This window comes from Paenibacillus sp. OK076 (assembly GCF_900110055.1).
Lineage (GTDB): Bacteria > Bacillota > Bacilli > Paenibacillales > Paenibacillaceae > Paenibacillus.
The window spans coordinates 2,657,318-2,672,434 of record NZ_FOCH01000001.1; the positions used below are offsets into that span (position 1 = coordinate 2,657,318).

General features: G+C 43.6%; 9 protein-coding genes. 2 read left to right on the forward strand and 7 right to left on the reverse strand.

What is annotated here, in order from left to right; all coding sequences use genetic code 11:
• Nucleotides 1–98: 98 nt before the first annotated feature.
• The 5 genes from BMY78_RS11785 to BMY78_RS11805 form a co-directional block, all read right to left on the reverse strand.
• Nucleotides 99–1,754 carry an ABC transporter substrate-binding protein gene (locus BMY78_RS11785; RefSeq protein ID WP_090898428.1) on the reverse strand — a complete coding sequence of 552 codons (1,656 nt, stop codon included), beginning with the start codon at nt 1,752–1,754 and terminating at the stop codon, nt 99–101.
• A gap of 67 nt (nt 1,755–1,821) precedes the next feature.
• Nucleotides 1,822–2,718: a carbohydrate ABC transporter permease gene (locus BMY78_RS11790; protein ID WP_090898431.1), complete on the reverse strand. Its 897-nt coding sequence runs from the start codon at nt 2,716–2,718 to the stop codon at nt 1,822–1,824.
• Nucleotides 2,719–2,737: 19 nt separating this feature from the next.
• Nucleotides 2,738–3,700 (reverse strand): ABC transporter permease, encoded by a 963-nt coding sequence (locus BMY78_RS11795; RefSeq protein WP_090898437.1) that lies wholly within the window; start codon nt 3,698–3,700, stop codon nt 2,738–2,740.
• Nucleotides 3,701–3,968: 268 nt separating this feature from the next.
• On the reverse strand, nt 3,969–6,233 hold the full coding sequence (locus tag BMY78_RS11800; protein WP_090898440.1) for an AraC family transcriptional regulator: 2,265 nt from the start codon (nt 6,231–6,233) through the stop codon (nt 3,969–3,971).
• A gap of 191 nt (nt 6,234–6,424) precedes the next feature.
• A complete protein-coding gene (locus BMY78_RS11805) occupies nt 6,425–7,009 on the reverse strand; it encodes a TetR/AcrR family transcriptional regulator (protein WP_090898443.1) in 585 nt (194 codons plus the stop codon).
• 304 nt (nt 7,010–7,313) lie between these two features.
• On the opposite strand from BMY78_RS11805, the gene BMY78_RS11810 reads away from it, so the two are divergent.
• Nucleotides 7,314–8,075 carry an SDR family NAD(P)-dependent oxidoreductase gene (locus tag BMY78_RS11810; RefSeq protein WP_090898446.1) on the forward strand — a complete coding sequence of 254 codons (762 nt, stop codon included), beginning with the start codon at nt 7,314–7,316 and terminating at the stop codon, nt 8,073–8,075.
• A gap of 175 nt (nt 8,076–8,250) precedes the next feature.
• Here BMY78_RS11810 and BMY78_RS11815 read toward each other — a convergent pair whose 3' ends face one another.
• The gene (locus BMY78_RS11815) at nt 8,251–9,072 is read right to left on the reverse strand and encodes an AraC family transcriptional regulator (RefSeq protein WP_090898449.1); all 822 of its coding nucleotides are present in this window, start codon (nt 9,070–9,072) and stop codon (nt 8,251–8,253) included.
• A 173-nt stretch (nt 9,073–9,245) separates the two neighbouring features.
• Between BMY78_RS11815 and BMY78_RS11820 the strand changes: the two genes are divergently transcribed.
• Complete coding sequence (locus BMY78_RS11820; RefSeq protein WP_090898452.1) at nt 9,246–10,934, forward strand: glycoside hydrolase family 2 protein; 1,689 nt, start codon at nt 9,246–9,248, stop codon at nt 10,932–10,934.
• A gap of 243 nt (nt 10,935–11,177) precedes the next feature.
• Here BMY78_RS11820 and BMY78_RS11825 read toward each other — a convergent pair whose 3' ends face one another.
• Nucleotides 11,178–15,089 carry a heparinase II/III domain-containing protein gene (locus BMY78_RS11825; protein ID WP_090898455.1) on the reverse strand — a complete coding sequence of 1,304 codons (3,912 nt, stop codon included), beginning with the start codon at nt 15,087–15,089 and terminating at the stop codon, nt 11,178–11,180.
• Nucleotides 15,090–15,117 lie beyond the last annotated feature (28 nt).

Sequence of the window (15,117 nt, forward strand, 5' to 3'; positions counted from 1 at the left end):
GTCGAACAATACATAAATTTATCTATATAAGAGCGAGCCATGGAATTGTACATGTCCATAGCTCGCTCTTTACCATCTAAGGCAATATTATCTTGATCTTATTTCTGACTGGCATCATATGCTTCCTGAATAATTTGTGCGTAACGTTCCAACCCCATTTGGTTCATTGTATCTAGATAAGTGCCCCATTCGCTTTCCAAGTCAGCATCCCCGGTGATGAATCTGGCTAGCATTTCTTTTTTATAATCAATAATGGTCTTCTCCAGATTCACCAGTTCGGCAGCCTGCTCTTCGTCATAAAACAGTGGAGGAATGACTAGACTGCTGTCAGCTTTGTAAGGTTCGTATTGCTTAGCAGCCTCAAAGAGGATAACCTCCAGTGGAAATTCGTCGTTTCGTTTTTCTCCGAGTCGTAGATCTGCTGGATAGTAACGAGGTGCACGGGTCTGCCAGCCAACATTGCTGTCTGCCGTTTTTTCCTTTAATTTCTCCCAGACTGCTGGCTTGCCATTGATTCCCGTTCCCTCTTCAGCCCAGTCCCAATACTCGCCCATCGTTCCTGTGTCTGAGCGAAGACTGACCTCACCTCCATCTAATAGGCCATCTGCCCATCGGAACGCAACTTCAGGATATTTGGAGTTGTTTGTAATCACGATGCGTCCCGAAGTGATTCCTTCATACGGATTCGTCCATGCGATGCGCGTCCCGTCAGGGCCAGCTAGGGGTGGAAGAGCAACGTACTCTTTATATCGCTCCTGCCCGTATGCTGTGCAACCATATAAACCGCCAGGACAGCTTCCAACTCTAGGAGCATCTCCTCCCTCACCCATCTGTCTGTACTGCGCATTATCCTGCGTAAACGTTTCTGGAGCAATCAATCCCTCCGAATATAGGCGCTTCATGTAAGCCAATCCTTCTTTCCATGGGTCTTGTATGAAAGCAGCGACAACCTTGCCTTGATCCAGCATCATACCTGTCTGGGTACTTCCCATTGGGTTATAAATAAAAGAGTTCATCAGGAAACCTTCAATTTCGGTATTCCATCCTCCAACAGCGCCCGCAAGTGGAATTTCGTCGGCTTTCCCGTTTCCATTGGGGTCTTGTGTCTTAAAAGCTTTCAACACGTTATAATATTCTTCAGTTGTCGTTGGCATTTTAAGGCCCAGATTATCCAGCCATGTTTTGTTGATCCACATCCGTTTGGCATAATCACAATGAAAACATTCCCCGATGTCTGGAACGCTGTAAATATTCCCGTCAGGAGCAGTAATGACTTGCTGCACTAACGGTTTTTCATCAAAGATCTTCTTCATGTTGACGCCATATTTTTCAATCATATCGTTTAGAGGCAAAAATGTACCGGATTTTCCATATAACATCTCGGTAGCTGGCTTGATCTCCATGCCGATAATCATATCCGGATAGTTGCCACTGGCAAGGGCTAGATTAAGCGTCTCTTCGAAGCCATTCTCGGGAGCAACCTCAAATTGAATGTGTACATTGGTTTTTTCTTCGTACCATTTTGTAAATGTATTTGTATCAAAATCAACCCCCGATGCTCCGCGGATAAGTACCTTGAGCGTCACTTTTTCTTTGACGATAGGAAAACTTCCTGGTTCGGTCATATTGTCCTCAACAGTTACAATTCCCTCGTTCTGCGAGGACTCAGTATTGTTCCCGGCAGGTGAGCAAGCGCTTGTAAGGAAGACGAAAACCAACATTAACATCCAGAGCAACAGTACATTTCTTCTCATCCTCTGACCCCTCTCTTCCGATTCCTGATGGAATGTATATCAGGGCAAAAGCGCAAAACGTTATGCTTCAGCCTTTTAATGAACCGATCATCATACCTTTGACAAAATACCTCTGCACAAAAGGATACACAACCATAAGTGGCAACGTAGATACCACGATAAGCGAATATTTCAGCAATTCTCGAATCCCTTCTCGCTTGACGAGCTCCTCTGTGCTACTCATGGTGGAAAAATCAATCTGATTCTGGATCAGGATGTCTCGCAGCACTAATTGCAACGGAAACAGTTGTGGATCGCGCAAATAGATCATCGCACTGAAATACTGATTCCAGTGGCCGACCGCATAAAACAACGAGATGACCGCTACAATCGGACCGGATAAGGGCAGAACAATTTTCAATAAAAACTTGTAGTCATTGCATCCATCCATCTGTCCTGCTTCCAGAAGTTCTCTGGATATGGTTGTCTGAAAATACGTTCTCGTAATGAGCATGTTCCAGACTGACAGGGCCGCAGGCAAAATCAGCGCCAACCGGGTATCAAGCAACCCTAAGTCCCGGACAACGAGATACGTGGGGATCAGCCCCCCGGAAAACATCATTGTGAACACAAACAGAAAAGTAAATATGCCTCTGCCTTTTAAGTCATGACGGGATAACGGATACGCCGCCAATATCGTAAACATCACATTGATAAAAGTACCTGCAACCGCATAAACCAATGAATTCATAAATCCTGTCCAGATCATACCGTTTGCAAAAACAGCCTTGTATCCGTCCAATGTTGGTTTGACAGGCCATAACCAGACCTTTCCGGATACAACCGATTCGCTTGCACTAAATGATGCGCTGACGATATACACCAGAGGATAGAGCACAGCCAGAAGCAGGATGATCAACACACTGTGATTGATTATGTCAAAGATGAGATCTCCTTTACTTTTGCGAATGGATATGTTTGACATCGTTCTCCCTCCCCTATGCTTACCACAGACTGTTGCCTGTACGTCGTGCCATCCTATTCGCAATGACAAGCAGAATAAGCGCAACCACATTTTTAAATAAACCGATGGCCGCCGCTGCCGAATACTGCGGAACAGCTCCTTTAAGACCGATATTGTACACGTACGTATCAATAATTTCGGATGTACGCATATTTAGTGGATTTTGCATTAAAAGCACCTTCTCAAATCCCAAATCCATGAAATTACCCATTTGCAAAATAAAGAGAACGGTAATGACTGGGATGATGCCTGGCAGATCCACATGCCACATTCGTCTTACTTTTGAGGCTCCGTCCATCAATGCGGCCTCATGAAGCGTGGGATCGATGGCTGACAAGGCAGCCAGATAAATAATGCAGGAAAAACCAATATTTTGCCATAAGCCGGACAATACGTAGATCGTTTTGAAATATTCTGGTTTGGCCATAAAGTGAACAGAATCAACCCCAAAAAAACCTAAAATAACGTTTAACGCTCCGGTTCCAGGCTGCAAAAATTGCATTGTAATTCCGACGAGTACCACAACTGATATAAAGTGCGGAGCATAGGTTATCATCTGTACACTCTTTTTGAAAAACGTGTTTCGGACATAGTTAAGTCCCAGCGCCAGCAGAATCGGCAATGGGAATCCCACCGCCAATTCATACAGCGCCAAGGAGAGCGTATTTTTCAGTATTCTTACAAATTGATACGAGTTTAAAAAACGTTCGAAATGCAGCAGGCCAACCCAATCACTTCCCCATATTCCTTTGGTTGGAACATAATTTTTGAATGCAATTAGCGTTCCATACATAGGGACATACTTGAAAATAATCAGGTACGCTAAAGGAAAAATCAATAAGCTGTACAATTGCCAACTTTTGATCCAGGGTCTCCCACGATGCCCGGATTCAGTCATCTCTTTTGGTGGTCTGGTTGTAACCTGTACTTGCGGCTTCTGCATTCATTTTCTCCCCCCTTATGCCATATTTGGTTATGCAGCGAATACACAACAAACATAATGAAAACGCTTAATTTCGTAAAGTTTCATTTTTCAGATTCATGTGCAATCTTTAAGATTTACATAATTTAGTTCTTCTAACAACGAATTATATATAAAAAAACTTGGCACTCTGCATGTGCGCCAAGTTTTTTTATCATAATGTGAAATCTTCCGCAGCTTCGTTGCTAGTCTATATTTGCACTCTATCTGTGCTGTAGATTTGCCTCTATTACGCTTGGCGGTACTCTGAAGGTGTTCTTCCTTCACTCCGCTTAAAGGCTCGAATGAAGGAATTCGAAGAATTATAACCGATGGAAACGGCTATTTCTTGGACGTTGCTATCCGTTCCATTCAAAAGCTCCTTGGCGCGGGCTATGCGCAGTTGCTCCAGATATGTGGAAAAATTGCTTCCTACCTGTTCCTTGAAAAATTGTGAAAAATATGCCGATGATATGTTGAATTCCCTGGCTACCTTGGAGGCACTAAGATCGGAATCGAAGGCGTTCTTCTGAATAAAGGCAGTCAATCGATCGCGCAATTCTATGTTATGGCTCCGTTTATTTAGGTGAATGAGCGAACCGAGCGACAGGAAACGGTCATGAATTTGTCCATAATAGTCAACAGCATCTCTGACACAACGAATCTGAACATATTCTTCCGGACTGGTTTGCATATTTTTCAATTCGATCAACACTTTAGCCAACGTGCCAAGAAGTTCATTGAGGAACAATTGCAGCATGGACAAGCTCAGTTTGCGGTTTACCATATTTTCTTGATACAGACCGTGCAGCAAGTCCTGCATTCGTTCTATGTCCCCCGTCAATGTGCATTGGACAAGCATCGCTTCGAGTTCGGGAGGATAGTATGCAAATGACTGGTTTTCAGGCTGGCCGTCGTACCAAACAAAACGATGGCGTGGGTCCCAAACATACTGGCGAAATGCTGTCATAGCCTCCTGATACGCATGTGGAAGCTCCCATAGATTTGTTACCATACTGCTCGCGGTGACAACCACATCCAGCTCTTCTTCCAGGTAGAGAGAATGATTTCCTAAAATATGAAGTAGAATTTGTTCCACTAAACGAAGATCTTGAATTTCTTCGTCCCCACAACAGTAAATGATGGACAGATGATATGTATCCCAATCGTGCACGTGGATGCTCTTTGCGGCATCGCTGAAGCGCAGTGCCTCTTTGACAATTATTTTTTTGCCCTCGACTTCCCTCAATATATCCGCATCAACGCCATCTCCATATCCTGTGAAATGAATGGTGATTACAAGATAACCGGTACTGTCGAATTCGAGCCCCGCATGTTTCATAAGTGATTGAAGATGGTCCTCAGAACTGAAGTACCCTTTAAGCAGCTGTTCATAAAAAGTGGTTTGAAGGATAGGAAGCTGCTCCTTGTGCAACTTCTCCATAATATGCTGACGTTCTGACAAGCCGCCTACCTTTTGCTCAATCCAACTATATGCATTCCCGAAAAACAGTTTGGGTTCGCTCTGTTCGGTAAAGTGGCGGGTCAGCCTGTGTAGGGAAAGGCTGTGGCGATGTGCCAGTCCGATGGAGATAACAAGTCCTAGGAATACAAAGATCAGTAACACGTAGAGAATGGACTGTGTAATTTCAAGAGAACGCTCGGCGACAATCGCTTGGGGATGAGCAGTTACAAAGGTCCAGCCGAGTTGATGAGACGTGGTGGATGCTGTGATCATATCCTTAAGATTTACATCTTTGACCACGGACGGAACAAGGCCTTCCACACCGGTACCGGACACGTAACTGATGATCTGCCCCTTCTGATCTGCAATATAAGACAGGCTGCCTTCCGATAACTGCATGCTGCCCAGTAGCTCATGAATTTTCCGATTATCCATAAGAACTAGCAGAGCCCCATGGACTTCCCTCCCGTTGCCCATTGGGCGAATGAAGGGTATGCCAGAGACAGTTTTCCCAGCCAAGGTCAATTGCATAGCAGGCTGGAAGTTTCCGTTCAGTTGAAAGAATCGGTCCTGCCAATGATCCCGCGAACCCTCATCGTATTGGAAGTATAATTCGTACAATTGTGGAAAGGTATAAATTTTATCACTGTTTACAGCCATACTACTACGCTTGAAAAGCACAAAATAATCCAGAATGAAGTCATTACTCAAAGATAATTGCTTCAGCGAACTGCTGACACTTTTAAAACGGTATGGGTTGGCCTGCTCGAAAGGTTCGCGAATAATCAACGCTCGACGAACGGAGGGAAGCGAAACGATATCCCACATTGTCTGCTCCATCTCGGAAATACGAATCTCTAGCGTTCGCCTAGTTTGTTCAAGAGCCATATCGTTGGCATACAAAATATCTTTTTTAACGATCTTTAACGATTTACTATAGGTAAAACCGAGGCAGGAAGCCAGTAAGATAACAACAGCAATATAGGGAATCACTAAACGAAAGAATAGCGGTCTATTATTCAACCATTTTCTTACCACGGCAAAATTCATTCACTCACCTCTCCTCAATTGATAACGGTTTCAATTGTGGTCATCAATTTTACTTACTTAAATGCGTTTTAGCTTTTCGCTGCTGTGTTCCTTCAATTAGTTGAAATTACATAGGTGCCATTCCTATATATCGCCCCCCCTTCCCATACCTCAAATTCCCAATTCATTAAAAGCAATCAGTCTTCATCCCTTTAGAAAAATGTCCGATGCATTCCTAATTCCCAATGATTATAAATAATGTCAGCTACTTTGGCTGCAGAAGTGGTCGGAGCTACTTCATACCACCATTTTAAAATGCTCATCGTTGTGGAGGCGTACAAACGCGCAAAAAGTTCCTTTCTTTCTGAGAATTCGTCCTTATCTTCTTGGGTAAATATGTTCCGAATTTTATTCTCCAGTAAGGACTGCATATCCTCAAAAACATAAAGTTCCAGATTTTTATTCCACAAAAGAAGATACCATTCTTTCTGACTCCATAAATGCTCAAGATGCTGGACTATAACACTACGAGTCTGGGAGGAACTTTGATCGTCAAACGTAATAAACGTCAGGTCAATAGCACGATCAAGGTCTTGAAGAGTCGCTTTAACTAGTTCATCACGAAGATGGTACTTGTCGGTGTAGTATGTATAAAATGTCGAGCGATTGACTTTCGCAGCAGTTGAAATGTCTTTAATTGTGATTGATTTAAATGTTTTTTGACTGACACATAACGAAAATCCACTTTTTATGTGTTCGAGTGTTTTAAGTACTCTTAGATCTTGTTCCGTTTTCATTTCGTAACACCTTTCTCTAATCCAACAAATGAAGTGCCATCTGTAGGTTATCCTACAAATTGGACAAACTCTGCTTATATTAATTTAATTTTTATGCTTTTATAATTGACATGTGACAGAATTATGAATTTAATTGTTGGGAAAATCAAGTTAATAATGGACAAAGATTAATCTGTGTACAATAAAGAATTTCATTTGCTTAAAAATTATAAGCACACAACACAGCGTTATTCAACCTAAGAAAAGGATTTTCCCAGACATAAAGAATTCAACACAAAAATTAACATGTTGCAGGAGGATAACAATGTATAACTTAATGGAAAAAAAGGCAGGGTTCGTAACGGGAGCAGGCTCAGGTATTGGCCGAGCTAGTGCAATTGCATTTGCTCAAGCAGGTGCAAAGGTAATGGTAGCTGATATCAACAAAGAGGCAGGTCTTGAAACTGTACAACTAATTAATGACTTTGGAGGCGTTGCAAGCTTTGTTAGAACAAATGTAGCTGTTGAAGGAGATATTATCAGACTTGTACAGACAACAGTATCGGAATTTGGACAACTGGATTTTGCTCACAATAATGCTGGAATCACACTGCCCCCGGCCCCCATGGCGGATTCTTCTACGGAAGACTTTGACCGTGTGGTCAAAATAAATTTGTATGGAACTTATTATGCCATCAAACATGAAATTCAAGCTATGTTGAAAACGGGCGGCGGAGCAATTGTTAACACATCTTCTGGTTTTGGTCTGATCGGCGGTCAGAATCAAGCAATCTATTCTGCTACTAAATTTGCAATAAACGGAATTACAAAAAGTGTAGCTATGGAATATGCTGAAAAAGGTATTCGTGTCAACGCTATTTGTCCGGGAATGACGGCGACTCCAATTCTTAGCTGGTTAGACAATGCACCAGAACAAGCAGCATCGTTTAAATCAACAATTCCAACCGGTAAGTTGCAAACTGCCGAGGATCAAGCCAACGCAGCTGTTTTCTTGTGTTCAAATCTTGCAGGTCAGATTACAGGCGTTGCCTTGCCTGTTGATGGCGGTTACACGGCTGGCAGATAAGCACCAGAAATGTAGGCCTCCTCTATATGTGTATTTTGCGCCTGAGATGTGCATTGGTTGCCCTGACCCCATTGGGAAAGGTTATCCGATGCACTTCTTTTTGTATCCATGGCGATATAGTTACTGGAGATTCTGCCTGTAAATAAGTTTTTCACTTCTATAAAATTTTACGTTTCTAGCGTTTCTCATTCTTTCGGAACATGGATGGTGATACACCTTTCCAATTGCGAAAAGCCTTGCTGAAATGATATTCATCATGATATCCGCACTGTCTTGCGATTCTTTTAAATGTGTAGTTCGTATAAGTCAGATAACGTTCAGACTGACGTAGCCTCACCTCAGTTAAGTATTCCTTGGGAGATTGTCCAATATGACTCATAAACATTTTACGAAGATAAGATTCGGATATGGCATATTTGCTTGCTATTTCTCGGATGAATAATTGTTCCTCAAACCGTGTCTCTAGTTCTTCTTTTATCTTAAAAATAATGGAAGTTGTGTTTCCCGGTTCAGAAAAATGATCCGGGCGGTGCAATATAGCAAGTAGTTTCAATAGCAAAGCACAACTTTCCATCTCACGATAGTGATTTCCTAATAACCACGATTCCGTGATTTCATTAAAAGCATGATCTAGTCGTAAGGCTCGCTCTGAATGATATCTGCTGTAAAATGGAATGTCCATCCTGTGAATAGATTGAGGTAACTGCCACTCTGGTGTTTGATATGAAACCGCACAACAGTCAAACAAAATCATACTAATGGTCAAGGGTGACTCTTTAGAATTTTCCATATGCATCTGTGCGCCAGGTTCCATATAAAATAACATTCCCTGAATCACCTCATAAGTTTGATCTTCAGTATGGAATGTTCCCTTACCTTCATGAATCCAATAAAAGGTATGTACAGACGTATTGTTGCGAATATCCGACCAATCCATCGGTGTCTGCTTCCGTGAGCTCCATACGATTCGAACTACCAAATCTAAGGGATTATACATTTCGTTCAACCTCCTACACAGACTATCCTACAATGTTTGTTGAGATAAATAAAATCAAATTTGGAGCGATTTATACATCCTTAAGATCGAATTGACCATGGATAACCTCTTCCCAATTCGTTAACTTAAATGTATTACCGCACATTGTATTCGACATGGGAGGATTTTGAAAAATGATTAGACTTTTTGATACGCATCATACTCGGATCAGCACTGAACTTGAAGGTCTGTGGGAGTTTTCTCCCGTAGATACCATAGGCGAACGACCAAAAGAATTTCCTTTTAAGCTACCTGTTCCAGGATGCTGGGAGAGTCACCCTCATTTTGGCACCTATAGAGGGAAAGCTGTATATAGAAGAGTAATTTCGGTATCCAGTCAGACCCATATCCGGTTGGAATTCAAAGGGGTGAGTCATACGGCCCATGTCTATTTTGATGGGGAATTTGTTAAAACCCACTACAACGCTTATACTTCATTCGAAGTTATAATCCCCAATGCTATTGCTGGAGAACATGAAATTTTAGTGTATGTTGACAACTCCTTTAGTGAGGCATCTGCGCTACATTTCCCTAATGACTATTACACTTATGGTGGCCTTGTTCGCCCTGTTGTTTTGGAAGAAATAAGCGATTTGTACATTGAAAATATTATGTTTACTCCCCTACTCCAAGCAAATCAATGGAATGGACGATGGAAAGTGATGATTCGCAATATCAGTCAATCTCCCCAACAAGTTCAGGTTATTGGAGAACTTGCGGGAATAAAATCTATTCTAGGAAGCTGTGAGGTTGGGCCTGGGGGACAAGCAGAACTTATCCAAACAGTATCGTATCCGAATGTGTTGGAGTGGTCTCTTGACAATCCAAGTCTCTACCAGTTGCAAACCAAACTAATAACAAATGAACAACTAGTAGATGACCTAGTGGACAGGGTTGGATTTAGAGAAATTAATATTTCAAACGGACAGTTACTTTTAAATGGGCATGAACTCAAGCTAAAAGGTGTTAATCGGCACGAAGATCATCCCATGGTGGGATGTTCATTTCCTTTATCGCTCATGGTAAGAGATTTGGATCTAATTGAAGAAATGGGATGCAATGCAGTCCGGACGAGTCATTATCCGTATGACGAAAGGTTCCTTGATTTATGTGACGAGCGTGGGATTGTGATTTGGGAAGAGAACCACGCTAGAGGATTGAGTCTTGAACAAATGCGTAATCCCAATTTCGCGTGGCAGAGTGAGCAAGTAACTCGAGAAATGGTCGAACAACACTTTAATCATCCCTCCATCATCATTTGGGCTATATTAAATGAATGTGCCAGCAATACGGAGGAAGGCAAAGTCCATTATGCCAAACAACTGACCATCATTCGCGAATTAGATCCTAGTCGCCCGCGTTCTTTTGCATCTCATCACAGAGATCAGGAACTGTGTTTTGATCTTGCAGAAATTGTATCATTTAATCTTTATCCCGGTTGGTATACGGACGAAAAGCCTGAGGAATTAGCTTTGGAAGCCATTCAGTGGGCCAATAAACTGGGTGGCGCAGACAAACCCATTATCATGAGTGAATTTGGTGCAGATGGATTTTATGGCTTTCGAAGTAATAACCGGGAAAAAGGCTCAGAAGAACGGCAAGCTGACATCCTGCGCAATTGCTTAAATGCATATCAAGCATCAACAGATATTTGTGGCATGTTTATATGGCAATTTAGTGATTGCAGAGTGACTGAAGGCGAAGGGTGGTTGCTGACTCGCTCCTGCACACGGAATAGTAAAGGACTTGTGGATGAATATCGCAGGCCCAAGCTTGCGTATGACGTTGTGAGCTCCATTTATAAAAGAGAAGACAAAAAGTAAGATAACCATTATGTTTACAATGCCATAAACTTTGCTCGGATAGACAGGTGCTCTGGATCATCAGGAGAAAACAATTCCGATATGATATTTATAGCACATGCGTGATCCATCCTTCCATCATGCACCTTAAATATATAACATAGGGCTATTTTGCAGAATTGACACATTCAGTCCTGCAAAATAGCTTTCTTGTGTGATTGCTTTATTACGCCTAACATGACTTCAGTTTTTAGCGATTGTAATTTACGTGTTAGAATGTGGAATCAATACGCGCAGTTGTCCGCCATCGAGCGATAACCTAATCTGGCTCTTTATTTCCGGAATGATCTCCTTATTTCTTGTATCCATCAACGTGTGTTTATACCTCAGCTCAGTTGTTACAAATTCGTCACTCGTGTTGACAACTAATATGGCCTCTACACGATCCAATTTCCTGATCTGGTAAGCTAACGCATGCTTTTCCGAGCACTGAATCGGTTCAGTTATCAGGCCTTCGCAACCTGTTGGATGAGCAAATAAAACAGTCAGTAGTGGTTCATTGCGTCCAGCTTTTATTCTCAGATAGTTCAGCTGTGAATTTCCTTCCACCAATGGTGCAATGGGATAACTTCTTCCCCACTCTTGGATGATATCAGCACACTGAGGAAGCAGACTGATTGTTTCTAAATCAATACCGTAATGCCCGCTGGATAAGGCACGCTGACCTTTAATGGACGTTGACTTAGCTGCTAAAGGCAGATTCATTCTCGTCCCTTCTTCCGCATTCCGGATCACATCCCATAAAATCAAGGCATCCAGTCCATTTTTCATATATGCAATATGACGAGTATGGCTGCCTGGACCTGTCGGACTCTGAATACGTATCGTTATCTCATCTAACAGATCAGAAGTACGTAGATGCTGGACTTCGCTCACTCGAGGCATATCGACGTATTGCCCTTTATGGCAGAACTGGATTACGCTATGAGAGGAGGAGCCTTTATACCATGCAAATGTGCTGTCAAAATAACTTTCTACCCCTGGATCGACCACAAGCGGAATTCTATTTACATACCAGATAAAGGAAGCTTGGTCATGGTGTCCATGCCCTACGGGTGTCCGGCTTGAGATCACCGACAGATATCCTTCATCCGGACGATTAAAGTTCTGGCGGAAAAGATATAAGCCAATATCTTCGAAACTTCGCGATACCAAATGTAGTGTTTTTGAATCTGAGGCCAAAGTATCGATGCTAGATGGCATGAAGAAGTTTTCCAGCATATTCGATTCCACGCCGAATCCGCATAATGGCTTTCCAGCTCTTATCCAAGTCTCATATACCTGTGCACCAAGTTCTGGATCAGAGGAGATGATCTCATCCACATACAGCCCAAGAACCGCGAAACCGCCTCCGTTATCAAGCGTGTGATCTCCAAAGTTGGGTGTGCTGATTTTGTTGTCAAAAAACATATAGGGCGGCGTTTGTACCGACAACGCATATTTGAAGGTACTGCTGAACCGAGTACCTTGAAACCAGTTCTCTCCGGTCATGTGGCGAAGTGTCTTGGCGAATGTACCATAACGCTGGATGACAGCGAACAGATAACGGATTGACTCTGGCCAGGAGCCATCCTCGTTAATGTGATAGTCCAGCTGGCCCTTTAGGATTAACCTAGCATTATCCAGCCATTGTCTTGCATGTGGCATCTCCGGAAATGCCAGTGCGAGCATCGCCGCTCCTGCCGCCATGTCTGTATGCCAGTTACTGGTTCCCTGCTGGGCGCGATAAGCTCCAAGTTCTGTTCGATCACGCAGATCCATCAGATCACGGATCAGATAATCCAGTTGAGCCATCATCCGTTCGTATTCCTCTTGTGAGAATACATTCGCATCCCGGATCAGTGAATACGAGGTGGCAATCAGCGTAGTGACACGTCCGATCTGTACTGCGCCATATGCATCCAGCCCGTCAGGACGTACATTGTGAACAAGCCAGGACTCCACTCCCTGACAGTAATCATTAAGCAACCATAACATCTGGAGTTTCACTTTCTCAGCATAACTCCGCTCGCCAGTCATGGCATACATCAGCGCATCCGCCTGAAAAGATACCGTAAGCTTAAGCTCTGGATTGCCCGGTAGTGATTTCTTGTTATGAATGCCGTGGAAAGAACCCACTTCTCTGCCGACTGCATCCTTGAATGTGAGCACAGCCTGAACACCCTTTTTAAACTTTCCTTCGACCTTTGCAAAATACGTGAGCGTATGGTTCACTCCCCCTTGCAACGGGATATCCTTGTCATAAATCCAGGCCCCCTCGTCTTCTGACGTCGGGTTTTCCAGATAAATGGAATGACTGCCGTCCTGCACATATTCCTCGCGGTCTTCCCAGTGCAATACTGGTTTTCCCTTGATTGCCACGGGCGCCCAGTGTTTCGGAAGCTGCTTCCCTTCATTGAATCCACTATTTTCAATTTCCAAATTGGCATCATGTGCAGGCAGAATGCTTACACGATCAATCCAGACATGACCCAGTTTGTAATGCTCCTCGTTGTCTTCTGAAGGAAGAACGAAGGCAAGGGATGCCGATGCTGCATTTTCTGGCGGGGTGAAGGTAAGCAGTCGCGAGCGAGTCCACAAGCCAAATTGTTTATTCAGCAAAGTCCAGTCCGGTTCGTCCTGCATCACGGAAGCGTACGATTGCAGATCAGCCAGACTTCTCCGTTCAGACCATTCTCTGACCTTCTGAAATTCACGTTTGAGTTCGTCATTGCGTTCCGTTTTTTCACGAAGTTCGGTCAATCCCTGAGTGGTGAAAAATAAATTCCACTTTCCGTGCAAATCGCTTCGTAAAACCCGGCTGTGCCTAAGATGACGCATAGCGTTGAGAAGACGAACCAGTGCACTGCCAGACACAGACACCTCTTCTGTCTTTAGCTGTGATCGGGCTAAGCATTCCGCATTGGACAATTCCTGCTGTACTTGCTGATAAGCTTCGGGGTCAACCTGTCCCAGTTCGCTACCGGGCTTTTCATTCGCCAGGACTTGCTTCGCTCGCTGGCATATTTCTCTTACTTTTTGCTGCCAAACATCCTCCTGAACCTCATCCCAGAACAGTTCAATCAGAGGTCTTTTTTGTTGTTCCGATTGGTTACAGGTGTAAAATCCGCAAGGTAGCTCTCCCTCTCCCAGGGTCAGTGCCAGCTGCAGCTTTCCTCCCTTCTCCATGGAACGAATGACATACTCGGATAAATCGGCATAACTGAAACCTTCAGCGAAGCCTAGTTGGAACGAACGTAGATACTGATCCGCACAGGGCTGCATCTTCGGTTGTTGTTCAATTTGGCGGTATGTCAACTGCTCCAGTGTCTGGAAGTGATGATTTGAATGTTCTAAGGCATACAGATCTACGCTTTTCCCATCGGTATGATGATTAACAAGTCGCAGACGGGCATGACGAAGCCTGCGTTGATCTAGAGAAGGTAAATCGAATGACAAATAGGCGATGCTGCCTGGCTCCAATTCTACGGCTGGGAGGTCACCCCGTGACAGATCTGCTGTTCTCTCGTTTACACATCCAATGGAAGAAGCATATACCTTCTCCGTCTCATAACAGTCTGCCATAATATGCTGATAGGTGTACCATTCTATAGCAGGTCTGAGCCCATACGTGCCCATGTTGTAGCTGGGTGCCATCGTACAATGTTCGGTCACTGCCTGTATATCCTCATCCGGTCGTGGCTCAATAAAAGCGCGATTACGGACAAATGGTGCCGTATACGTCCCATTCAATGCCGCCTCTGCTCGTGTAATTTGATCCATCAGGGCTACCTTTGCCCCTTCTGTGTATTGCTCTGCGTCTATTAAAAGTATCGCCCGGGCTTTGAATACAAGACGGATAAGCTCTCGTCGATACGTTGAAAATTCAAGCAGGTTATTCTCTTCATTGATGACTCGGTTCGAACAATGTACCCTGCTCAGGAATTGGTCCATTCCATCGAGTAGATGCCGGATCGTCGATTTGTCACGCTGTGTTTGTTCTTCTGCCTCCACCAGTGTGACAATGGTTTTCCAATCGCTTTCAGCATATTGTCCCGGTTCAGTTCCCACCACCGCGCGTTCTACCCAATCTTTGGCCAATGTCAGCACAGAGCCGGTTTCCTGCGTTTTCACCATGATTACTAATTCCTTCCCTTAAACATAT